We start from the raw sequence: 25,230 nt of genomic DNA, 5'->3' as shown, positions 1-25,230 counted from the left end.
TTAAAAGTTTATTTAAAAGTTGTAAAACTATCATTGATTATTGACCTAGCACATACCTCACCTTGAGATAAAAAGCGCGTCCAGGTTTTTGTAAATAATATTTATCATAAAGCCTTGCATCGGCCAGGTTTCGGCATTCTAGCGAAAGGTTATATTTCCCGTCAAGTAAGCTGTAGGATACTTCCAAATCGTGTGAAGTTTGCTGGGGAATTACTTTTTTGGTATCCTTAGAGCCCAGTTCGACCCAGCTCAAAAAGTACTGTTCCACAAAATTGAAATAGTAGTTGAAGTTCAACAGCGAGCCTGCAGAAAGCACATTTTTGAAAGAAAGCCCCGCATTGGCATTTCCAAAAAAGTACGGAGTATTCGGAAGTCTGTACCCTTTTTGGAAGTTCTTTTGGTAACCCGTGTTGGTGTATGATTCATTATATACAAAATCGGCTTGGTCTGTAATGTCTTGGAAAGTGATATTTGCCCCAATGCGCAGCGTTTGTTTCCATTGGTAATTGACGCTTCCTTCCACGCCGAGCGTGCGGGTTTCCGCCAAATTCTCATAATAGGTCTCGGGGCTGGAAACTTTCACCACTTGGTAAATAAGGTCATTTGCCTTGCGGTAGATATAGCTGTTTTCGAGGGTGAACTGGTGATCAGCATTTAGCTTAAAGCGATATGCCAAACCCAAATTCATATTATCACTTTGCTCTGGTCCCAAGTCAGGGTTAGCCGTTACAAACAAGCCATTCCCAAATATTTCCGTTGCCCAAGGCATGCGATACGTATGCTCGTAAGAAGCTTTGAATTGCAGCTTTGGAAGTAAAAAATAAGAAGTGGCAAGTCCGTATCCAAAATTGTTTTTGTTGGTTTCAAATGCTTCGGTTCGCTGGGTTTCCTGTGCAAAATCAAATTCTTTGCTCGTCTTCGCCTTCAAAAAGTAATACTTCCCAAAAAGCGTTGTGCTCCATTTTTGGTTCAGATCGAATTTGTAAGCCAAGCCTACCACCTGTTTGTGGAGCAATTTAGGAAATTGGTTTTCAATGTTATCAGGATGCTCAGTATCAAAAGCTTCTCGGTGGAAATAAGAATAAGAATAGTTGAAGGCAAGAGAATGTTGAGGGCTAATAGTGTAACCCACGTTGAACTGGCTATTAAATTCATCGTCGTTCATGGTGGTGAACGTGCGATACAATTCCCCGTCATCAGAGCCGGGCGTTACCGTTGCTTCCCCCAACCAATTATAGCTTACCCCGCTCAGCGTATCTATCACTTCATTTTTAGTAGCGTTGTAAAGGCCGTGGAAACTCACATTCAAGCCCTCTACAAAAAGGTTTTCCTTGCTGTAGTTTAAGCTCGGAATCACGGATTGGCTATTGCGCAGGATGCCGCCATATACAGAACTCATGGTCGCCCCATGCTGCACTTGCTTGTCATCAGTAGAGGCAATGATTCCGATAAGGAGCTTGTCGGCAAAGGTTTTGTTCACTAAGCCAGTTTCCAATTTGATCATGCCCGAGCGGTATCGATCATGGAAGCGCTCCACATCGGCAGTATCCACTACATTGTTTCCCTCCACTATCGGCACCCAAACTTTGTAGTTATTGTCAGAGTAATTGTAATTGATATTTCCCTTTACAATAAACCCATTTTGGGGGTTCGTATATGCGCCGTTTAGCGAAACTCGGTGCGTGTTGAACGAGCCGATCGAATAAGAGGCATCCAAAAAGTTTTGCTTTGAGCTGGTAATGATATTCACCGCCCCACCAAGTGCATCCGTCCCCAACCAAACGGGCACTACGCCTTTATAGACCTCCACCCGGTCGATCATATTCACCGGGATATTGCTCAGGTTCAAAGATGAGCCAAAATTATCCATGGGGATGCCGTCCATAAAGAACTTCACCTGATCGCCAGAAAACCCGTTGAGGGTAAAACTGATATCCGAACCAACTCCTCCTTCTTCCAAAATCCTGACACCCGGAACGCGGTTTAATACGCCCTTTACATTGGCAGTACTGTTGTAAAGTTCTTTGGTAGAAATAGCCGTAACGGCAAAAGCTTGCTCACTCACTTCCCGCACCATGGATTTCCCCACAACTTCCGCCCCTTCAAGCTCCATTGATGTTTCTTGCAGCTTAATGTTTATCTCCAAGCTTTGTGATTTCTTCACTTGAACTGGTTTCTCTTGGCTTTCAAAGCCTACAAAACTCACTTGAAGGACATAACTTCCAGCACCAACACCTTTTATCTCAAACTGCCCCTTCACATCCGTGACCACACCTTTGTCCGTGCCTTTGAGCAAGACTGTTGCACCTGTCAGAGGCTCCCCAGAAGTTGAAGAGACCTCTCCAAACACACGTGAATTACCTGTGCCTTGACTCCAAAGTAACTTGGAGGAACAGATGAATATACAAAGGAGCACAGCTAGTTTGGTGTACTGTTTCAAAGTCTTATTTTAATTTAGATTTATTATAAACAGATGCAAATCTAGAGCAAAAATCGAGAGATGGAAAATTATTTAGATCAATTCCAAATAAAATAATTCAAACTGCCTGAAGGTGAGAACTTAAATTCACTTGGCAGTGACTTATATAAAGGGCAGATTGGTAAAGAACACATTTTATAACATTGCTTTTCCTTTGAGAAATTAGTTTTGTAGCCTATCTTGTAGTCAAAATTCTTGCGCCAGCCCCCAGCATTTACTACCATATAGTTCAAACTTAAAAATCTTCTCTATCATGAATCCAACCGACTTTGGAGTTAGTTTTTCGGGCGTCTCTCCTACTGAAATTACCATCAGAGCTTTTTTGCCCAACATTACCAGTGACAAAGGATACAGGCTTTTTGCCGATATCATCCACTCCAATGATCAATTTAAGGAAGCCATTCCTGCTTTTCCCATGGAGCTAATCAATGTGGATCAAGCTAAAGGAATCTGGGAATATAAAAATGCTTTTCAAGAAAACCCTGCTTATGGCGAGTTGGGAAAAGCTGGGAAATACATTTACCGTTTCCGCCTTTTGAAAAATAATGTAGTAAAGTGCAGATCCTTTTCTGATCCTTTTTCCAAGGAAAGCGGCACGGGAACTTACTCTTCTTTTTCGTACAAAACCGATGAAGAATTCACTTGGACTGACGCAAGTTTTACCCCGCCCAATGTCAATGACTTGGTGATCTATGAAATGATGGTAGATGACTTTGCCCATGACTTTAGCGGAGTATTGGAAAAAATCGAATACCTCAAATCACTCCATATCAATTGCATTGAGCTTATGCCCGTAACAAATATTCCCGAGCCCTACCGCTGGGGGTACATGCCTATGAGCTATTTTGCCATAGAAGAACGCTACGGAGGGCAAACGGGACTAAAAGAATTTGTAAACGAATGCCATAAAAATGGAATTGCGGTGATCCACGATGCGGTGTACTCCCACATGCACGATGAGTTTTGCTACAAAAAAGTGTATTGGGAAGTAGGCGAGGAAAACCCAATGATTGGGCCATTTGCCGAGGACATGTTTGGGGTCGGCACGGATTTTAACAAGAGTTTCACCTTCGAATATTTCTTAGCCGTTAACAAATACTTCATGGAAGAATTTCACATGGATGGTTTCCGCTATGATTACGTGCCTGGGATTTACGACGGACCTATGGGCATCGGATATGCAAAGCTGGTGTACGAAACTTACCAGTACAGCAAAACTATTCCGAAGTTTCAAAACGCACAACATTCTAAAATCATCCAAGCAGCGGAGTATTTGTCCCGCCCAAAAGAGATATTGGAAACTACCTACACAAGCGCCAGCAAGCGCTGGGAACCGATGCTGTTATCCCAAGATATGATCAAGAACTATGGGCAAGTCCCAAGGGCTTTTGTAGATGAAATGCTGCTGATAGACTTTAACCACAACTGGCCCAGCAATTACGACAACGGAATGGATGAATTTCCTGTTGCACCTATCCAATTCATCGAATGCCACGATAAAAGCAGGTTAATGTATCTACTGAGCGGTCAGCACTCTTCTTATCACGGCGGTTTCGATCTCTTTGGAAGAGATATTTCCAAATGGTATAGGCTGCAACCTTTTGCTATCGCCCTACTCACCTCCGAGGGCATCCCCATGATTTGGCAGGGGCAAGAATTTGGGGAAATCTATGGCAAGCACGACGATGGCGGCTCTCGGGTGCTTGCCGCAAGGCCGTTGCACTGGAATTACTTCTACGAAGAAAGCGGAAGGACGCTCGTAAACCTCTACCGCAAATTGGGGAAACTTAGGCAAGAGCTACCAGCACTTCGGAGCAGGTTCTCGTATTTCTATGATAAAGAATCTCGCTTATACGACGGGCTTGTCGCATTCTTGAGAATAAAAGACCAAAACTACTCCACAGGAAATGTATTGGTATTGATCAATTTTAGCGAAGGCAACAAAGAGCTTAGCTTATACCTACGCAAAGGAACTTGGATAGAACAGTTAAATAAAGATGGAGAAACCCTTGAGGTCGTTTCAGATTATGAATGGGTCACGCTAAGCGTCCCTTCTAACTTCGGGAAGGTATTTGTACAAAGTTGATGGTAAATGACTAAGGGTTTAACCTAATTATCTTATGAACCTACACACATTAGTTGCGCTACTTCCGTTTGCATTTGCACTACATAACCTCGAAGAGGTATTTGGTATGGAAAAATGGACAAAATCCATTCCTCCTTCTTTTCATAAGCCCGTTATCACCAAGCAATTTGCCATAGCGGTAAGCCTATTTACCTTGCTTGGTTTCATAAGCGTTTATGCTGATGGGTTATACCCCTCCGAAAGCCTTTACTATTGGGTAATTGCCGGATTTGCAGGAATGATCCTCCTAAATGTTTTCTTCCCACACCTTATCGCTACCATTTATTTAAAGAAGTACGCACCTGGGGTCATCACAGGAATATTGATCAACCTTCCCCTTGCATTATTCATTTTGCTCGAACTCGAAAAAGAAAACCTTCTCACACAAAGCCAACTCATTGTAGCGATTGTATCAGGAGGTTTGGTCGGGGTGATCCTTGCCTTTGTTTTTCTCAAAATCGGGAATATCTTGAAATAAGAACCATATTACTTCACCGCAGAAGGAGGGTTTGCCGGTTCGCCAATGAGCAGATCGCTGACAATGATGTTTTCGGTATCGGTCATGCTCATGGCATTTTTTGCCGTGTCTATCTGCACATTCGTGAAATGAATATCCCTGACTTTCATCTCTGGGAAGCCTTGAATCACTATTCCATTGTTGGTCGCACGGTTGCAATGGATGTTTTCAAAGTAAATATCGCTGATCTCCGTGGCATGCCCTTCGCCCTCGTTGTGGTAGAAAGAAGTGATGTAAATGCAATCTTCTACCAGCCCAAAGTCCACGTTTTTTACACGAATATTTTTCATGAAGCCGCCCCTATCTGGGTTGGATTTTAGGTAAATCCCTCTTTTTAGATAGCCTGCAAACGTACAATCTTCCACAAACACATTTTGCACGCCTGCCGACATCTCGCTGCCAATTACCATAGCGTGCAAGCCCTTGAAATGGCAATTTCGCACCACTATGTTTTCCGACCTTACTTCAGAAGCCCTTCCTTCATCGTCCCTGCCAGCTTTTACCGCCACGTTATCATCAGAATTGTTGAATTGGACATCTTCGATCAGCACATTGCGAGAATATTCCGGGTCGATGCCATCATTGTTCTTGTTGAATGCATTGTATTTCACCCCTCTCACGATCACGTTCTCGCAGCGGAGCAAATGCACGCACCAGAAAGGCGAATCCTCGATGGTAACCCCTTCTACTTTTACATTTTTGCAATCGAAAAACTGGATAAGTTGCGGACGCAAGAAATGCCCTTCGCCAAACACACGCTTCTCAATGGGCACATTCGTATGGTTCATTTCCCTGCTTAGCAACTGATCTTCCTTCTGCTTATCGCGCCAAGTGTTCCAAGTTTCTGAGGCTTCTCCGTCTATTGTTCCCTCTCCCGTAATCGCCACATTTTCGCATTCCAATGCATAGATAAATGGGCTGTAATTGTATAAAAACGTCCCCTCCCAACTGGTTTTCACTACAGGCAGGTAATCTTTCGCATCCGAACCGAAGAGCAACGTTGCCTCTTCTTCCAAATGCAAGTCCATATTGCTGATAAGATGGATAGGGCCATTTACGATGTACTTCCCCGCAGGGACAATGAGCTTGCCTCCTCCTTTATTTTTTAATTCCTCAATAGCTTTTGCAAAGGCAGGTTGGTTATTCGTGGCACTATCTCCCACCCCACCGAAATCAGTAAGGTTAATGGCATTTGAAGGAATAGTCGGCTCAGAGATTTGGGCTAAAACAGATTCAATTGTTACCTCCTCTGCAAGAGTTTCTTTGAGAGCTTCTTGGGGCTTATTGGTTTGGCAAGATGATAAAAAATAAAAGTTAAAAATAAGTAGGTAGAAGAAAAGCAATTTCGATTTCATCTTCATTTTATTGATTTTGGTTCCGAATAAAGTGACTACAACAAACTTACATATAAAAGCTAACAGATATTCCTCCTTACTTCCATACACCAATGATTTGCCCCATTTGTCATATTACTATTTGTTTCCCTCTTCCTTTTTCATAAATTGAACCATACAAACACTTCCCTTCCTATACTTTATCTATCCAGAAGCTTTCACAAATACACTTCGCTACACTATTTAATAGGTAATAAACTAAGCTTTAGATGATTTTACCAAGCAGAAGTAAACTATGCTTTATTAAGTAAAAAACCAGTAACTCGTAACCAACAACCTTCAGCAATATCTATAAAGAGGTAAAAACTCATTAAGTAGGTGGACATAAGTAAACATATATTTGGATGCGGTTATTTTTTCGTTAGGCAAGGCAAAAAATCCTTGCATAGCCCAGCTACGGAATGATTTTGCAACAAAGCATAGCAGAAAAAGAAATAGTCAAAATATATGGTTTTTTATGTTCACCTACTTAAAACACCTAGTAATTCATCAAGCATATTAAATTATTCAATAAAACCTATATATAATGAAAGTAAACTTAAGCATACTCGTATTGATGGCTCTTGCCCTTTGGGGATGTAGTAAGCAAGCCCCACCAGAGGAAGAAGCCCAGATGGTACAGGAATATACCATCGAGCAATTTTTTGGTAACACAAGTATTGGGGGAAGTTCCTTTTCCCACGATTATTCCAAGATTTTGTTTTCCAGCGATGAGTCTGGGATCTATAATGTGTACAGCGTTCCTATAGAAGGTGGCGAACCTATACAGCTCACCCAATCGGACAGCCAAACTGTGTTTGCATCAGCCTATTTCCCCCACGACGACCGTTTTCTTTTCCGTGCCGACAACAATGGGGACGAAATAAACCACATTTTTATGCAAACACCCGAAGGAGAAGTCAGCGACCTTACTCCTTGGGAAGGTGCTCGCTCCAATTTCTATGGCTGGAACAGGGAAAGAACTGGGTTCTTTTTTGGTTCAAACAAGCGGGACAACAAATTTGTGGATGTATATGAAATGGACATCGAGACTTTCGAACCTACCATGATCTACCAAAACGATGCAGGCATGGATTTTACAGGTATGTCCAACGACAAGCGCTATTTTGCCCTTTCAAAAACCATTACTACCAGCAGCAATGAGCTGTACATTTACGATACTGAAACCAAAGAGATGAAATTGCTCGCCCCAGCCAACGGAAACAGCTATTCGGCTTCAGAATTTAGTCTCGATAACAAAACCTTTTACTTTACCACCAACGAAGGCAATGAATACATGTATCTGGCTAAATACGACTTGGAAAGTGGGGAAAAAGAGGAAGTTTTCAAAGCCGACTGGGATGTGATGTATGCTTACTCTTCCTTCAATGAGAAATACCGCATCATCGGAATCAACGAAGATGGCAGGAACAGCATCAAAGTGTTTGAAATAGCATCTGGAAAAGAGGTGCAATTCCCTAGCATAGAAGGCGGAGATATTACCTCGGTGAATATTGGCGATAATGAAGAAGTATTGACTTTTTATGCCGGGGCATCGAACATGCCAAGCAATTTGTTCTTTGGAAAAATGGGGGAAACCGAAGCAAGCCAACTGACCAATACGCTAAACCCAGAAATCAATGCTGCTGATTTGGTAACGGCAGAAGTAATCCGTTATCCATCGTTCGATGGCTTGGAAATCCCTTCTATCCTATACAAACCTCACAATGCTACAGCAGACAATAAAGTTCCTGCTTTGGTATGGGTGCATGGTGGCCCAGGTGGACAAACCCGTGCTAACTATTCGGCTATTATGCAATATTTTGCCAACCACGGGTATGTAGTACTCGGTGTAAACAACCGAGGAAGCAGCGGATACGGTAAAACATTTAATAAAATGGATGATCAAAAGCACGGAGATGTGGATTTGAAAGACTGCATATGGGCGAAGGAATATTTCAAATCGCTTGGCTATGTAGATACTACAAAAGTAGGTATCATTGGGGGATCTTATGGTGGGTACATGACCGCAGCAGCAATGGCTTTCGCCCCAGACGAGTTTGAAGTGGGTGTAGATATCTTTGGTGTAACCAACTGGATAAGAACGCTCAGGAGCATACCGCCTTGGTGGGAATCGTTCAAAGATGCGCTGTACGAAGAGATGGGCAACCCCTATGGAGAAGATTCCATTGCCCTTTACAACAAGTCTCCCCTCTTCCATGCGGAAAACATCAAAAAACCGATGATGGTGCTGCAAGGAGCCAACGATCCGCGGGTGCTCAAAGCCGAATCGGACGAAATAGTGGAAGCAGTTAAGAATAATGGCGTGCCTGTAGAATATGTAGTCTTCGACGATGAGGGACATGGCTTCAGCAAAAAGGAAAACCGCATCAAAGGCTATGGTGATATCCTCGCCTTCCTCGATAAATACCTCAAAAAAGAAGTACCTGAGGAAACAGAAGAACAACAAATGTAAAGATGTTGAGTAATTGATGACTACCGAAAGACCTTGCCCTGTGCAAGGTCTTTATTTTGTAAAATTCACTACTATAGCGTGATAGCTAACTCCGCCTTTCCAAATAATATTTGGGAATAAATACATTTCAACAAAGGACTTAAATATTTAAACAAGGGATTTACTCATTTGAATAAGGTATATTGGCATTTCATTTGGGGATATTCGCATTTGAAGTAAATATTGCCCTTTTTCTTCTAGAATATTTGGTATTCGAACAAATAATTACCCTATTTCGGTAGAATAAAGATATATTTAAACAAAGGATACCAATGGATATTTGGTATTATGGATACTTACCAAAGAATATTGGTATTTCAACAAATGAAATTGAAATTCGGCTAAGAATAACAAAGAAAAATCAAAAACACCCCCTGTTTCTTGGCTAACCATTAACATCTCTTACATTTTCTTGATTTAATTCCTCTCACTATAATTAGGGATTTTTAATAGTGACTTTTAAAGCTCTCTACTTGCCAAATCCCTTCAGAACCCTATTTCTCGACAAAAAAAGGAGAACACCCTTCTGCTATTTCAAGCCATAAAACACTCACTACCAAGCTTATTCTTACATAGAGAAGAAAAATAGGAAAAGCGAACGGTTCTACGTTGTCAGCTCGGCTTTATTTGTAGTCTAATTTATGTTAAACTAAACTCTTTTTAAGCATGAACAAGACAATTAATGAAGTACTAGAAGATGTATGGGGCTTTATAAACCATACACTTAACCGCCCAAAAGAATTGGAGACGGCAATTGCCGCTGGTTTCACCAAAAAACAGTTTGAAGATGCACTGAAGCTCTACAACAAAACAATAGAGCTAAAGCAAGTAGAAACTACGGCAGAAGGACGTAGAATGAGTGCCACTTCAGCCCTCAATGAAGCCATTGATGCCCTTAAGAAGCATTATGGTAAAATGATCGAGATCTCAAAAAAGCTATTTAAAGAAGATGTAATGATCATAAAAAGGCTAGAGCTCAAAGGTATAAGAAAATCTAAATATGCTGAGCGACGCATGCAGATTTTCAACTTTTATTCTGCTATCCTCAACGATGCAGCTTTGCTCGAACACTACGTAGCGTCAAATATAACCAAAGAATACATCAGCGAGGGAATGAAGCTCTATAAAGAAATGGTAAGCCTTAAGCTAGTCCAAGAAACAGACGAAGAGGAAAGAAGCGAAGCGCAAAACATCTACGAAGCCAATGCCCAGCAACTCTATACATGGTACACCAACACTAGCGGGATGATAAAGTCTTGGAAAAAGCTAAATATCACACCAAAAACAAAGTAGCCGCCAAGCCTAGTAACACCATTAGTTAGAATAATAGCATTGCTCAAGCTAAAACCCTTATTAACCGTAGGATTAAACGTTTAACTAACGTATAACTTTACGGTTATTTTTGGTTGAAAAATAGGTTATTTGTATATTCAATAAAGAAAAAGGATGGAAAGACAAAACATCAGTTAATAATGTCCTCTGATCTATGAAACGCTTATTTTATATAACCTTTTAGGGTTTCCACTCAAAAAACCAACTCTTCTGTACTATATTTAAGGAGATAAATATAAGGGATATATGTGCAATTGCATATATAAACAAGTTGGGGCGCATGCAAGGCAGAGACATTTAGATTAGAGTAATGGCAAATCAAAACAGAGATAAAAAGAAAAAAATATTTGAGTTGTTCTCTCAAAATTTGGAATGGGTAAAAGAACATCCTTCTATATCTTTTCAACCTGACTTTTCTAATGGATATCTATGCCCTTTGTGCTTTGAGGTTTTTTATGAAAAAGACCTTGATTCAAGTTTGAGCAATTATTTAACACTTGAAGATGTACCTCCTAAATCATTGGGTGGTAAACCGCTTACTCTAACATGTAAAACATGCAATTCTCGAAGTGGACATGAATTGGATAATCACCTATTAAATAGGCTTCTGGAATTAGATTCACATTCTTTTTTGCCAAACTCAAAAACAGACACAACATTTGAGCTTAATGGGAATGAAGTAAATGGAACTGTAGAGGTCGACAAAGAAGGAAAGTTGAAATTAGAAGTACAAACGAATCGTTCAAATCCAATTAAAGCCCAAAAGTTCAATGAAGATTTAATACCACCAAGAACAATTTACAACCCTTTGTTTTATCCAGATAAGGTATTTGACAACGGTTTTAAGACTCTCCCGTTTTCCTTGAAATTTAAAAAAACATCAAACGAAAGGAGAGCTGAAATTGCATTGCTTAGAGTTGCTTACTTATTAGCATATTCTGTGCTTGGAAATGGATTTTATATTAATGGAGCATTGTATAAAATTCGAGAGCAAATATTGAATCCAGACAAAAAAATAATTCCAGATGTATTTTGGATTAAGTATGAATTTCCTAAACAGATGGAAGGCATTAATATTATTACATTACCAAAAGAACTTCGTTGTTTTCTTGTAATTTTCAGATTAGAGACAAAAAGTATTTCAAGACAATTTGCTATTGTTCTTCCTGGACCATCTGAACTAGGTTTGAAAGTGTATGATTATATATTATCTAATTTATGTGTCGGAGACGGAACAGAGTTTATGAATGGAACATCAGAACACATTGAGGAAAAAGATTTTTTAAAAAATAAAGACTATGCATTTGCAAGTAATTGGTATTGGCAGGAGTATACAAAGGAGGACTATAAACCAAATTTTCTACCTGATGAGGAGAAATAGAAAGCACGACGCCCCAACAATATGTATAAGTAATAGCGGTTTCTGTGGGTATTTGGGCGTAAGTAGTTCTAATCAACCCCGCCAAATCTGCCGATTTGACTATTTAGATAAAGTGCAGCTTTGGCTACTTAGTAACTTGATACGAAACCGCTTTGTAGTCCGCTACTACTCATACATTTAACGTTAGGCTTTATTTAAGAAAATAATATGACTATACCGAAATTCTTATTTCATTATTACGAATTCGATAACGGGCCATTCCGTAATATTACTGAAAAGGGTTATAAAAAAGCTAAAAAAATCCAAAGTCAAATCTCAAAAGGTTGGAATAGCAAAAGACCCAAGGATTATATTGAATTAAGATTAGCATTAGAAAAAAGAATTAAAGAAAAATTAATTTTAAAAGGAGGAAAACCCAATAGAAATGACCCTTTTTATTTTACTTTGGGAGAATGTGATTGGGCAAAATCTTGGTATGTAAAGCCAGGAGTTATAAAAATTCCTTTAACCGACTTTAAGCCTGAATACATAAGTTTTACTTATCCCGATAGTATGGTGTCATTTCAATTTTACGATGAGCCAAAACTTGAAACCTATAGAAAAGATTGTAACGGACAGGTTTTCTTGTTAGACGAAATGAATGACCTTATAAATGAATACGGAGTTCCATCGGATGAAAAATGTTTGACAGAAGAAAGGTTTAAATATGATAAATATATTGAAGCCCAAGTATGGGACGACGAAATAATAAATGAATATAAAAACAAATCCCAACAAAGTATAAAATAATTACTTGGTTCCTGCCTACTCGGAAAATCCTGCGGATTTTCCTCTGGTTCGTTCCATTTTTACTAAGTTAGTTGCTTAATCACGCAACTATCCTCACACGAACAGTTGTGCAACATTTAAGAAAGATTCGAAATAGAAAAATATGAATCCAAAGGTTGATGAATTTTTAAGCAATGCCGTCCAATGGCAAAAAGAAATGGAGATATTAAGAAGTTTAGTTCTGGATTGCGGCTTAACTGAAGAATTAAAATGGGGTGTCCCTTGTTACACAAATAAAAAGTCCAATATCTTAATTATACATGGTTTTAAAGAATATTGTGCACTTAATTTCTTCAAAGGTGTTTTACTGAAAGACACACATAATATATTGATCCAGCAAACGAAAAACGTACAGGAAACACGTCAAATAAGGTTTACACATTTTAGCGAGATTGAAAACATGACGGCTGAGATAAAAGCCTATATTTTTGAAGCTGTTGAAGTTGAAAAAGCAGGAATAAAAGTAAAGAAAAAGCAAACATCTGACTTTGAGATTCCTGAAGAACTAATGACAAAATTCAAAGAAAGTTCAAACTTTGAAAGTGCCTTTAATAATCTAACTGAAGGTAGAAAAAGAGGTTATCTTTTACACTTTGCACAATCAAAACAATCAAAAACTCGAATATCTAGAATAGAAAAAAATATGGATAGAATTTTTAACGGTAAAGGATTAAATGATTGTATTTGTGGATTATCAAAACGAATGCCTAATTGTGACGGTTCGCATAAACAATTGGAAAAATAAAAACGTTGCACAACAACATGTATAACCCATACTAACCTCCTACTTACATTTATATCTTTAAACAACTGATTTGCTGCAACTGAAAATCCTACGGATTCTAAGTCCCACAAATCATACACAAAACCGTTGTGTGTAATTCCCCATATCCCGGAAATCTGGATTAATTTCCGAAGCTAACGTTTAGCTAGATTTTTAATGAAAATTTGGAGTAATTTGAAAGATTTGTAAACGCCTGATATTGTGATGATTTAAAAAAACGTTAGTCAGAATTAAAAAATGAAACTATGAACGTATTAAAGCTAGCAATCGAATGGGCAAAAGCCGAAGTATTCTCAACACGTTTCTTTATTTTCTTCGCGATTGGCTTTTTAATCGCAAGTATTGGATTTTGGCAATTAGGAAAAACAGATTTAGCAAAGGCTTATATCATTCCAACGTTAGTAGCAGGTATATTACTATTAATAATTGGCAGCGGTACTAATTACACCAATATTCAAAGGGTTAAACAATTTGATAAGGATTTTAATACTGATGAAACTGCCTTTTATCAGTCAGAAATTGAACGTTCTGAAAGCACTTTAAAGCAATTTATATTTGTATTTAAAGTAGTTCCAATATTAATTATCGTAGCAGCATTATTAATTCTATTTATTAATACACCAACTTGGAGAGCAATTAGTGTTACAACCATTTCAATGTTAATTGTCATTTTAATAATTGACGGAAATGCACACTCAAGAATTGAGAACTACCACAAAGAATTGAAATTGTTGGACTTAAAAAATGAAATAAAAAAATAACTACACACAATTGAGTAGGCGGTCGAGAGCCACTAGGCATGCCCCATAAGCCTACGGTGCGCCTCACTGGGCGTGCCTTTGGAACACTCAAGTTCATGAGCTATATTCACCATTCAAGGCGCACACAATATGTATAATGCATAGCCATGCAAGGCAAACGCACAGACCAAAGCTACGATTCATACATTTAACGTTAGCGATAATTAGGGTACGGTAAAGGGACATGCTTTACACTTTTTTAGACGTAGAAATCCATAAAAATTGGATGGACATACCTTGGAAAGAAACAACAACTATAGAACAAAAAATTGAATTTATCTGTGAATGGAGAACAGGAAAATACTCCATAACAGGTTTATGTAAAAGCTTCGAAAGCTCTAGGCCTACTGCCTACAAATTAATACACGGTTCGAAGAAAATGGGTTAGTATCTATTAAAAAAAGAATGAGAAGGCTTAAGCCACTCTTCCCTATTTTCGACCCTAAAGAGTGTAATGAAGTTTGGTCAGCTGACTACAAAGGTAAGTTCCTAATGGGGTATAAAGTCTATTGTCATCTATTCACTATTACCATGACTGGAAAACCCTTAAAGTAACTCAAAATGGTTCCATCCGATGGAAGTCATATTATTAGGTTTATCTAACCGCGGCATTGAAAGGAAAATTTGTGGGAGTAGAACCTGTGGGCAATGAAATTTGGAGAGTGTATTATCGGAATGTATTTTTAAACCAACTTAAAAAACAAAGATCAGTATGCAAGGTTAGAAACTAATTTAGTGTAAACACTAATCTTTAACTTGTGTAAATCATATATCTTAACGAACAAGCCTGAATAAAACAGTCCGAATTAACCAAAGAAAATTAATGACATTTAGCACCTATCTAAAACAGCCATATCCATTTTATTATGAGGACTTAAAAAAAGCATTAATATTTCTTTGTTTTATTGCAATAGCAAGTTTTCTTTTTACTTATTTATTTGAACCATTTATTGTAAATGTTGACGAACATAAAATAGATAACTTATTGATTATAGTATTGCATTCAGTTATACCGATTCCTGTTGCTTTCGCCTATTTTTTCTTGCTCAATAAATCGGTAAAAAACATTGAAAACTGGACTCTAGGCAAGGAGTTTTTTCATTTGGCAGTAATCCTGCTTCTTATAGGTCTTGTTAGCTTCTTAATTCGAGATTTTATTTATACAAATCCCGATAACTGGTCTTTACACTACTTTTGGGAGGAGATAAGAAATGCTTTTTTAGTCGGTATTTTATTGTTGACAATTATTTTACCACTAAATCTGCAGCGTATGATTAACAAGCACTCAAATGATTTAAAAAAATTACCTGTAAACCAACATTGTAACAATGAAAACAATACAACTGCTCAAATTGTTACACCAATAATAGAAGAGGGTTTTAAGTTAAATATTCAGTCTTTTCTTTATGCAAAAGTGGATGGCAACTATCTAGAAGTATTTTGCGATCATTCAAATGACTATAAAAGAGACTTAAAAAGACTGACCTTGAAAGAATTTGCTGATCAATTAAACTCTTATCCGTTCATTTTTAAAACCCACCGCTCTTATGTCGTAAATCTCAACGCCATTGAGTCTGTTTCTGGAAATGCCCAAGGGTATGTGCTTCATTTAAAAAACTATTCTAAAAAAACAATCCCTGTTTCTCGTTCAAAAATTGAAGAGTTTAACCAAGCCTATGCAAAACTCAAAAGAGACTAAACTTGCATTTCGTCACTATCTATTGCAATCCATCACTTGACAAAAAACCACGCTGATTTTGTTTTTATTATTGCCAAAAAACAAAATTAATGGATATTTCAAAAAGAAGATACGATTTAGATTGGTTAAGAGTTATCGCAATTTTGGCGGTTTACCTTCACCATATAGGAATGCCTTTTAATGGAGATGGCTTTCATATTATGAATGCTGAATCTAGCAAATTATTAGACGATATAATGGTTTACTTTGAGCAATTTAGACTTCCTCTACTATTTTTGATATCTGGTACAGGAACAGTTCTCGCATTTTCTAAGCGAACTTGGAAACAATTTTTAAAAGAGCGTACAGGTAGATTGCTAATTCCATTACTTTTTGGTGTGCTATTTATTGTTCCGCCACAGACTTATTATCAATATATTAATGAATTTAATTCCTATTGGCAATTGTATACACAAGGGCGGTTTGAAACAAACCATCTCTGGTTTATAGAAAATCTTTACATAATTTCTATACTTGTAATTCCTCTAATAATTTTTCTTAGGTCTCAAAAATCTATAGCTCTTAGGAATTGGTTTGAGAAAATGTCATCATATAAAATTGGGCTTTTATTAGGAGGATTGCCCTTAATGTTAGGAACGATAATACTTAAAAGATACTACCCAACAGGCTCGTCCTCTCTGACAAATTTTTCCGAAACATTTTTTTATACCTACTTTTTTATAGTTGGTATTTTGTTTGCGTCTTCACAAATATTTTGGGACAACTTGAAAAGATTTAGACACTTTCACGTAGTTGTTCTTATAGTTAGTTCACTTTTATTTTATAGTTACTATTTTATCCCAAATAATCTTATAGAACCCTATTTAAGTCTTTCTGTTCGGTGGGATATTTGGTATGGGTTGTGCTGTTTATTAGGATGGAGTTTTATTTTGGCAATACTGGGATACGGACAGGTTTACTTTAACAGACCAAGTATCTACCTAAGACAAATGAATGAAGCGATTTATCCATTTTATATTTTACATCAAACAGTTATAGTAGTTTTGGGATATTATATCATTCAACTTGACTTAAATATTCCCTTAAAGATTGTTATTCTTTTAACTAGTTCTTTTTTAATAATTGCGTTAATTTATTGCTTTTTCATTTACCCATTTAAAGTTACAAGAGTGCTTTTCGGAATGAAAAATAAATAAAAGACTCCCGGATAAAAGCCAGTTGCCATCGAGTAGGCGCCGAGAGCCACTAGGCATGCCCCATAAGCCTACGGTGCGCCTCACTGGGCGTGCCTTTGGAACACTCAAGCTCATGAGCTATATTCACCATTCAAGGCGCACACAATGTATAAAAAACATAAGTGGTTCAGTGTTTTACAGAGCTTTTGCACATTAAACAAACCCGTCACATCTGCGATTTGGCGGGTTTGTTTAATGTCTTAAATTTGTGTCAAAACGCAAATTTGGCTCAGTGCAAATTGACAGGTAAGTGCATCGAAATCACTTACGTTTCTTATACTAGACGTTGTACCCAATTTGAGAAAATGCAAGAACTAATATTTGAAATAGAATCTAATGAAGAAATTTGGGAACTCTTTGATAAGGATTTAGACTCAATCTTTATCCACAGATTTGTGCCGAACGAAGTAATTGAATGGTGGAAAACGGATTTGAAAATACAAAACGGAACTGAATTCAAAAATCTGTCCGTTCGTCAAATGGAAATGGATGTTCAAACCGACTTGAGCGGATTGAAAAAAATACTTGAACTGAATAATAGACAATTAAGAATTTATCAATTCGAGAAACCGATTTCAGACACGCTCGAAATCCAAAGATTGCCGGAGAAGAATCGTAATTTGATTTTGAAACAAAACGGATTAAAACACTTCTTTTTTATAGACTTTGAGTTCATAACAATTGGGAGTTTTGAATCTGAATTTATTAGCCGAATTGAACTGAACCCAAAATTTGAGAAACGAATTGCGGAAAGAAAACGAATCATAACAGAACAAGAACTTGGACACAACAATGTATAACCGCAATTCCGAGTGGATTCGACTACGTCCGAATCCACTCGGAATTGCTAATACCAGTTCTAAACCGAAAAATTTGCGTACTTTAACCCGTAACTGACGGTTATACGAGACCGTTGTACTGCATTTCGCAACCAAACCAGATAATTACAAATTAATTATTAAATCATTTAAAAAAGTACTGTAATTATTCAACTCAAAAGGAACATCTGCATTTTTTTCCATATCGTGAAAATGATGTGTTGCTAATAATTCCATTCCTGTAAAAGCATTCATTCTGTGAAACCCAAACATGACACCTTCATCTACACTTTTTTGATTAAAAAATTCATTTTCTAAAGTAAATGCGGTTTTAGGCGCATTCCAACTTGTAGTAAGTATATATTTTTTTCCGTGCATTAAACCACCAGTCCCGTAATTGATGTTTGGATTTTTTCTGCTTCTTCCATCACTTGCGTAAATTCCATTTTGATGACCTTCCGTAAAAACTTCATCTATATATTTTTTGAATCCAAAAGGTATTTGAAACCACCAAATTGGCGTGTGATAAATCACTATATCTGCCCACTTAAATTTTTCTACTTCTTCCTTTGCATTATAATTGTCGCCCACTTGGGTAAATTTCACGTCAAATTCCTCACGCGTATCAAAATATGAAATAGTAATATTGAAAAGTGTTTCGTTAAATCTTCCGCCAGAATGTGCAAATGGATGACTTCCATTAATTATAAATATATTTTTCATTTGTCTCTTTTTTTATTTGAGGCAAAATTAAAGCAATATTTATTATTGTAAAAATAATACAAATCATACCTTTGTATCAATATTTTAATAGCTATGGTAAATTTAGAATGGTACAGAACATTTAAAGAAATATATGAAAACGGAACTTTGACTAAAGCTTCTATTGCTTTATATGCGTCCCAGCCTGGAGTTAGTGTACACTTAAATGCACTAGAAGCTTATGTTGGCAAAAAACTATTTGAACGTACTTCGAGAAAAATGATTCCAACAGAGGATGGGAAATTTTTATATGAATATATTATTGAATCTTTAAAAAAACTTGAAATAGCAGAACAGCATTTTAAAAAAACAACTCAAGAAAAAAATCCATCTCTAAACATTGGAATGTGTTCAGAAATGTTTCAACTAATTATTGAACCCGAAATTCCAAAACTAGACTTTGACTTAGTAGCTAGATTTGGAGCACATACAGATTTAATAAAAGACCTAAACAATGGAATTTTAGATTTAGTAATAACACCTAAAAAGCAGAATGAAAAAAAATCACTAGTTGAGTATATTCCATTTTCAAAAGAAAGAATCGTTTTAATAGCTGGAAATAAAACGAATATAACTAAAATACAAAAACACATTAAATCAAAAAATTTAAGTAAGTTAGAAGACGAACTGCTTCAAAATGTTTGGTATAGTTCATCAAATGAAATGGAACATTTTAGACGTTTTTGGTTTGAGAATTTTAATAAGAAACCTGCTTTCAAACCAAACTATATTTTACCGAATATTACTTCTATTATTAGATGTTTAAACAATGGAAACGGACTTGCATTAGTTCCAGATTTTTTATGTCAAGAACAAATCTTAAGAAATGAAATAAATTTAGTTTGGGAAGGAAAAGTAAAAACGGAAAACACCTTATATTTTGCTTCAAGAACAGATATGAAATACAAAAAGGAATTAGATACGATTAAGAATATATTCACATCAAAAATGAAATAAACGCAGTACAATCGAGTAGGCGCCGAGAGCCACTAGGCATGCCCCATAAGCCTACGGTGCGCCTCACTGGGCGTGCCTTTGGAACACTCAAGTTCATGAGCTATATTCACCATTCAAGGCGCACACAATATGTATAATGCATAGCAGGTTTAGTGCTAATTTGAAACAGAAAACTATAAATCAATGGTCGATGCTATCTGACAGTTTAGTGGTTTAAAATTCGCTACGGCTTATACACGAGACCGTTGTAAAACGAAACCGCAAAAAGGATAAAATACATTAACAAAATGGATAATGAGAAAATTAAAACTTCAAGTACAAATAACAATTGACGGATTCATTTCAGGAAAAAATGGAGAAATGGATTGGATGAAATTTCCTTGGACAGATGACATCATGAATTATGTTCGGGAAATTACAGAACATGTTGACACTATTCTGTTAGGTAGAAAACTTGCAGAAGGTTTTATTCCTCATTGGGAAAATGTTGCCAAAGACCCGAATAATCCAGAATATGAAGGAGGAATAAAATATGCAACAACCCCAAAGATTGTTTTTACTAAGACAATTAAAAAATCAATATGGGAAAATACGGACGTTGCAAACGGAGAATTGGTTGAAGAAATAAATAAACTTAAAAACCAAAACGGAAAAGACATAATAGTTTACGGTGGTGGGACTTTTGTAACTGCACTCATAAATGCAGGACTGATAGACGAATTTCATTTATTTATCAATCCGACAGCAATGGGAAACGGAATGACAATTTTTAAAGGTTTAGACAAGAATTTAAAACTGAAATTAAAAACAGCGAAACAATTTGACTGCGGAATCACTCTAACTTGTTACGAACTTGACAAATAGAAATGGAAAGAACAATGATCCACTAAATCAGACCTTCACTTTTTGGTAGTGGCCAATCATACTTTCGTAACCTCTCTTCTTTAGACCGACCTCGGTGATGGTCGTTAGCAAAATAAGAGGTCAAAACTACCAACGACGGGATCTTCCCAAAAGCCCTGTCGATTTACAACCCATCTCCCAGCTGATTTCGGTTTTCCTTGAAGCGCGTGGGCGTCAAACAAAAGCCCATGTCGTATATTTCGCCCATTGGGCAGCAATTATTGACAAAGCTCGGAACTCCAAAGAGCACTTGAACATCACTCCAACAACACAATACAATTAGTCAAGTTATTTTTGCTTACAAAATTCTATTTCCATATATTATTAAAAATAGAAAGGGAAAACAAGCATGCTTACTCTTTTAATAATGCTCTCCAAGCCTTAATAGCTTATTTTTTTTATAAGCTTTTAAAGCTACAGCTCATAATTACGAGTCTTCTACACTATATTTAAAGAAATAGATGTTCAGCTGCTTGTAGCAACTGAATGATACCGTAATAAAAAGTGTATGGAAACTAAGTTAACTTATGAGAAGCTTCAAGCTGAAGTTATAAGGCTCAAACAGGAAGATGACTTTTTTAAATCTATTTTTGATAGTCTTTTAGTCGGCTTGGTAGTCCATGCTGCAGATACAAGTATCCTATTAAGCAACCCAAAAGCACATGAAATTTTAGGGCTGACAAAGGAACAAATGCAAGGAAAAACAGCTATAGATCCTATATGGAAGTTCGTGGATATGGATAAAAAAAACATTGTTGTGGAAGATTATCCGGTATCAAAAGTAATCGCTTCAAAAAAGGTATTAAAAGATTGTATTCTGGGAATAGTCAAGCCAAATGTAGAAAATATTACTTGGGTAGATGTAAAAGCATTGCCCAAATTTGACACAGAAGGAAATGTCGACAAGGTTATAGTTAACTTTATAGATATCACGGAGCAAATTGAAACGGAAAATAAAGTAAAGAAACTCAATATTGCTGTAGATCAAAGCGCAAATGCAACTTTGATTACAGATACAGATGGAAATATAGAATATGTAAACCAAAAGTTTACTGACTTAACCGGATATACCGCTGAAGAAATACTTGGGAAAAACCCTAACCTATTAAATGCCGGAACACAACCTATAGAGTATCGTGAAGCTATGTGGGCTAAGGTTTCATCTGGCAAAACATGGGAAGGCGAATTCCATAACAAGAAAAAAAATGGTGAGTATTATTGGGAATATGCTACCATTACCCCTATAAAAGATAAAAAAGGGAACATAATAAATTACTTGGAGGTAAAGGAGGATTACACAGCCCGTAAACAAGCCGAAGAAGCTCTTAGGGCAAGTGAAGAAAAATTCAGAAAGCTTTTTGATGAAGTACCTGCATTGTTAGATGCTTTTGATGAGAACGGTAAATGCATTTATTGGAATAAAGAATGCCAAAAAGTATTTGGCTGGACTATCGATGAAGTGAATGCCGTTGATAACTCCTTAGCATTATTTTATCCCGACCCTAACGTCCAAAAGGAAGTATTGGACAGTGTAACTAATCAACCTGAGCTTGTTTTTAAAGAGTGGTATCCTTTAACAAAGGGGGGGAAAGAACTCACTGTAATGTGGGCAAACGTAAGTCTTGATGACGGAACTGTTATAAATATAGGGCATGACATAACAGACTTGAAACAAACTGAAAAAGAGTTGAAAGAAAGCAATGATACAAAGGATAAGTTTTTCTCAATAATAGCTCACGATTTAAAAAATCCTTTCAACGCAATTCTAGGTTTCACGAAAATTCTATTGGCAAATCATAGGGAACTCGATGAGGAAAGCCGTGAAACCATCATTAGATCTGTCAATGACAGCGCAAACAATGCTTTCAAACTATTGGAGAATTTGCTCACATGGTCACGGGCACAATCTGGTAAAATCAAGTATGTACCTGAACAGTTGCAGCTGAAGGAGCTTTTGCTTGAAACAATATCGGCTTTACAAGAAGTTGCCAACGAAAAGAATATTCAACTTTCAGATTTGATTTCGGAAGACGAGGTTGTTTTTGCAGATAGTAATATGCTTGCTACGGTGTTTAGAAACCTAATTTCAAATGCAATAAAATTCACTCAAACAGGTGGGACAATTATAATCAAGTCAAACAAACAACACGATGAAGATTTTATTGAGATTTCAGTTGCAGACAGTGGTGTGGGTATTTCAAAAGATAATATAAACAACCTATTCTGCATAGATAAAAATACTTCGACACAAGGAACGGAAAATGAAAAAGGCACTGGACTAGGCTTGATACTAAGCAAAGAGTTTATAGAAAAACATGGAGGCATGATTTGGGTAGAAAGTGAAGTTGATAAAGGGTCAACTTTCAGTTTTACAGTGCCGTGCAAATCGGAAACAGAAAAATTCTAACTGTAAAAAGTTGTATAAAGTAAAAGGCTTGATCTATTTGGTGAAAACCTGCTTGAAAACTACTTGTACAGATTTAATAGCCTTCAAGCATTGTTAGATTACCTACACTCCACTTACGCTATTTTGGTCACTGATATACCCTTGGATTATAAGATTGACCAGCGCTTATTCCCCGGTCCAATAAAAAACTCGGCAGAGAAGCCGGAATTTGAAGCAGCTTGGCAAAAATTTCAGGATGATTTTAAAAAAGTTCTTTTAGATGAAGCGTTAGTGTTGATCTTTTCCTCAAATTCAAGCTATGAAATTTAATTAGTTTACTCGTGGGAAAAGAAATAAGGCAAACTCATTCTGCTTCATATTCACCTATTAGTTATCCAATATTTAATACCTCCGATACTTTATCAATCAAAGTATTCAACACACAGTTACCAACCAGAGACCCAAACTATTTTTACGGTGTGGGATTCTGAAACGGAAAACATGAGTGCGGGAGACTTTGAAACAGAAATGCAGGAATGGTTAAATGCATTTAAAAAGTGTAAGCCGAAATTTTTATACGACAGATGTAACGATTTCAAATACCCCATTTCCCCTGATCAACAAATATGGATGGCTATGTTGTTAAACCAGGCATGGATTGACCTAGGCTTGAAGAAATATGCACATATGATGCCCGAAGAATTGATCACGGAATTATCTGTTGAGCAATTATTTGGAGAGTTCTTCAATTTGCAACTAGACAATCAATTTGAAATAGAAAATTTTTCAGATAAAGACAAAGCCTTAGCATGGCTTTATGTAGAAGAAAGTGCGTTGACCAGTAAATAAAAGTATTTCCTATCCTTAGGATACAAGATGAAGACCATACCCTTCCCGCTGTTCGAGCTCCCAACTGCCGAATAGCGGGATTTCTTTTGAACCTACCTAAAACTTCCCTTTTCTTTGCTTCCGCTCACCCGCTTGCTTTGCAGTGCCCTTTGGTTTCCTTATTATTGCCCTCGTTATTCATACAGCAAACATTAGTTGGAGAAATAATCATGGAGCGACTGGCATTAAAGACATTTAAATCGACCTATTTCAAAGGTTCCGCTATAGCTATATCTTTTATTTTCTCCTGTATTTTTCTATATTTTTCCTCCATAAAGGATCAAATCATCTTCCCCAACCTAGAGAATTATACCAATGAGTATTACACAGATTCTGCCAATGAGGGAAAGTCCCAAATACTAAATCATATCTTTTCAGACTCTACCATACGGTTGGAGTTTTTGCTGAAAGAGGGCTTTTATAGTCCTTATGTGGGCTTGAGTATCGCCCCTTCTTCCGCAGACTACATAGAGGCGGGACAGTACAATGAAATCCGCCTGAATATATCGGGGGAGAACATCGACAGAGTGGGAATTGCTTTTTATATGCCCCCGCTCACTTTTGGGGAGAACACCACCACTGACCAAGCGCTTTATCACTCCTATTTGACTTTTTCCGATCAGCCCAATACTTATTCAATTCCTTTGAGTCAGTTCAAACACCCAGAATGGTGGGAAGATTTACATCAAATCCCAGAGTCGGAAAAGAACAAACCAGATTTGGACCACATTCTCCATATCAACATTGGCTCTGCCTTTTCTCCAAGCATTGAGGAGGAAAAGGCGATCGAAATCCGTTCTATTGTCTTCACCCGAAACAACCAATCGCTGTACATGTTGCTTGGAAGTAGCTATGCAGCTTCCATTTCTATGGTCTTTGGAATTCTTTATTTGATGGGTTACAAAAAAAACAAACAGGTGCAAGTAACGGTCTCTTACAAACCTTTGGAACTTGAGGACAAACCTACCGGTGAAGAAAAATGCATCGAATATATCAACCAGAATTTCCATAACAGCAAACTCAATCTCGAACTAGTTACGAAGGAAACGGGAATGCCGCAACGACGGATCACGAATTCCATTCAAGAAGAGTTTCAATGCAACTTCAAAACCTATATCAACCGTATCAGGATCAACGAAGCCAAGCGATTGCTAGATGAAACCAGCCTTCATATAGGAGAAGTGGCTTACAAAGTCGGCTTCAACAACCAGAGCCATTTCAATCGGGTATTTAAAGCTGAAATGGGAATAAATCCTTCAGAATACCGCGAAAACAAAAGCTGACAGGTTTTGTAAAAGGATTTGTATTTTTTGTAAAAGCCCGAATGCGTTGATTTTCTATCATTGCTACCTAAATGAGTTTCTCGTTACTGGTTCCTTTGTTTTCAAATGAAAAACAAATCAATCATCAATGCTTTTAACCTCAATTTTTATGGTAGGAAAATTTAA

Annotated in this window: 20 protein-coding genes; 17 read left to right on the top strand and 3 right to left on the bottom strand. The window is 37.2% G+C overall.

The window, feature by feature from the left end; all coding sequences use genetic code 11:
* Window positions 1-37 precede the first annotated feature (37 nt).
* Complete coding sequence (locus tag R9C00_07505) at window positions 38-2,440, bottom strand: TonB-dependent receptor (GenBank protein ID WPO37292.1); 2,403 nt, start codon at window positions 2,438-2,440, stop codon at window positions 38-40.
* Window positions 2,441-2,732: 292 nt separating this feature from the next.
* Here R9C00_07505 and R9C00_07500 point away from each other — a divergent pair, with 292 nt between their 5' ends.
* Window positions 2,733-4,565, top strand: coding sequence for an alpha-amylase family glycosyl hydrolase (locus R9C00_07500; GenBank protein WPO37291.1), 1,833 nt, complete (start codon window positions 2,733-2,735; stop codon window positions 4,563-4,565).
* 34 nt (window positions 4,566-4,599) lie between these two features.
* Window positions 4,600-5,082, top strand: a complete 483-nt coding sequence (locus tag R9C00_07495; protein ID WPO37290.1) for an HXXEE domain-containing protein — start codon at window positions 4,600-4,602, stop codon at window positions 5,080-5,082.
* 8 nt (window positions 5,083-5,090) lie between these two features.
* Here the strand turns inward: R9C00_07495 and R9C00_07490 are convergent, their stop codons facing one another.
* Window positions 5,091-6,482 (bottom strand): glycoside hydrolase family 28 protein, encoded by a 1,392-nt coding sequence (locus R9C00_07490; GenBank protein ID WPO37289.1) that lies wholly within the window; start codon window positions 6,480-6,482, stop codon window positions 5,091-5,093.
* A gap of 559 nt (window positions 6,483-7,041) precedes the next feature.
* Between R9C00_07490 and R9C00_07485 the strand changes: the two genes are divergently transcribed.
* The 9 genes from R9C00_07485 (at window position 7,042) to R9C00_07445 (ending at window position 17,868) form a co-directional block, all read left to right on the top strand.
* Window positions 7,042-8,970, top strand: coding sequence for a prolyl oligopeptidase family serine peptidase (locus R9C00_07485; GenBank protein ID WPO37288.1), 1,929 nt, complete (start codon window positions 7,042-7,044; stop codon window positions 8,968-8,970).
* 705 nt (window positions 8,971-9,675) lie between these two features.
* Window positions 9,676-10,302: a hypothetical protein gene (locus R9C00_07480; protein WPO37287.1), complete on the top strand. Its 627-nt coding sequence runs from the start codon at window positions 9,676-9,678 to the stop codon at window positions 10,300-10,302.
* A gap of 349 nt (window positions 10,303-10,651) precedes the next feature.
* Complete coding sequence (locus R9C00_07475) at window positions 10,652-11,722, top strand: HNH endonuclease (GenBank protein ID WPO37286.1); 1,071 nt, start codon at window positions 10,652-10,654, stop codon at window positions 11,720-11,722.
* A 207-nt stretch (window positions 11,723-11,929) separates the two neighbouring features.
* Entirely contained in the window at window positions 11,930-12,511 is a 582-nt protein-coding gene (locus R9C00_07470) for a hypothetical protein (GenBank protein ID WPO37285.1), read from the top strand.
* A 142-nt stretch (window positions 12,512-12,653) separates the two neighbouring features.
* The gene (locus R9C00_07465) at window positions 12,654-13,295 is read left to right on the top strand and encodes a DUF1801 domain-containing protein (GenBank protein ID WPO37284.1); all 642 of its coding nucleotides are present in this window, start codon (window positions 12,654-12,656) and stop codon (window positions 13,293-13,295) included.
* 284 nt (window positions 13,296-13,579) lie between these two features.
* Window positions 13,580-14,095, top strand: coding sequence for a hypothetical protein (locus tag R9C00_07460; GenBank protein ID WPO37283.1), 516 nt, complete (start codon window positions 13,580-13,582; stop codon window positions 14,093-14,095).
* A gap of 862 nt (window positions 14,096-14,957) precedes the next feature.
* Complete coding sequence (locus R9C00_07455; protein WPO37282.1) at window positions 14,958-15,833, top strand: LytTR family DNA-binding domain-containing protein; 876 nt, start codon at window positions 14,958-14,960, stop codon at window positions 15,831-15,833.
* 89 nt (window positions 15,834-15,922) lie between these two features.
* Window positions 15,923-17,029 carry an acyltransferase family protein gene (locus R9C00_07450; protein WPO37281.1) on the top strand — a complete coding sequence of 369 codons (1,107 nt, stop codon included), beginning with the start codon at window positions 15,923-15,925 and terminating at the stop codon, window positions 17,027-17,029.
* A 344-nt stretch (window positions 17,030-17,373) separates the two neighbouring features.
* Entirely contained in the window at window positions 17,374-17,868 is a 495-nt protein-coding gene (locus R9C00_07445) for a hypothetical protein (protein WPO37280.1), read from the top strand.
* Window positions 17,869-18,012: 144 nt separating this feature from the next.
* Here the strand turns inward: R9C00_07445 and R9C00_07440 are convergent, their stop codons facing one another.
* The gene (locus R9C00_07440) at window positions 18,013-18,609 is read right to left on the bottom strand and encodes an NAD(P)H-dependent oxidoreductase (protein WPO37279.1); all 597 of its coding nucleotides are present in this window, start codon (window positions 18,607-18,609) and stop codon (window positions 18,013-18,015) included.
* 93 nt (window positions 18,610-18,702) lie between these two features.
* Between R9C00_07440 and R9C00_07435 the strand changes: the two genes are divergently transcribed.
* The 6 genes from R9C00_07435 to R9C00_07410 all read left to right on the top strand — a co-directional run bounded on the left by R9C00_07435 (window position 18,703) and on the right by R9C00_07410 (window position 25,065).
* Window positions 18,703-19,605 carry a LysR family transcriptional regulator gene (locus R9C00_07435; protein ID WPO37278.1) on the top strand — a complete coding sequence of 301 codons (903 nt, stop codon included), beginning with the start codon at window positions 18,703-18,705 and terminating at the stop codon, window positions 19,603-19,605.
* A 294-nt stretch (window positions 19,606-19,899) separates the two neighbouring features.
* Entirely contained in the window at window positions 19,900-20,469 is a 570-nt protein-coding gene (locus tag R9C00_07430; protein ID WPO37277.1) for a dihydrofolate reductase family protein, read from the top strand.
* A 547-nt stretch (window positions 20,470-21,016) separates the two neighbouring features.
* Window positions 21,017-22,915, top strand: coding sequence for a PAS domain-containing sensor histidine kinase (locus R9C00_07425; GenBank protein ID WPO37276.1), 1,899 nt, complete (start codon window positions 21,017-21,019; stop codon window positions 22,913-22,915).
* A 141-nt stretch (window positions 22,916-23,056) separates the two neighbouring features.
* Window positions 23,057-23,224 carry a hypothetical protein gene (locus R9C00_07420; GenBank protein WPO37275.1) on the top strand — a complete coding sequence of 56 codons (168 nt, stop codon included), beginning with the start codon at window positions 23,057-23,059 and terminating at the stop codon, window positions 23,222-23,224.
* Window positions 23,225-23,371: 147 nt separating this feature from the next.
* Window positions 23,372-23,743, top strand: coding sequence for a hypothetical protein (locus R9C00_07415; GenBank protein WPO37274.1), 372 nt, complete (start codon window positions 23,372-23,374; stop codon window positions 23,741-23,743).
* Between the two features lie 209 nt (window positions 23,744-23,952).
* Window positions 23,953-25,065: an AraC family transcriptional regulator gene (locus R9C00_07410; GenBank protein ID WPO37273.1), complete on the top strand. Its 1,113-nt coding sequence runs from the start codon at window positions 23,953-23,955 to the stop codon at window positions 25,063-25,065.
* The last annotated feature ends 165 nt before the right edge of the window (window positions 25,066-25,230 follow it).

This window comes from Flammeovirgaceae bacterium SG7u.111 (assembly GCA_034044135.1).
In the GTDB taxonomy this organism is placed as follows: Bacteria; Bacteroidota; Bacteroidia; order Cytophagales; family Flammeovirgaceae.
This window is presented reverse-complemented; position numbering and strand designations above follow the sequence as displayed.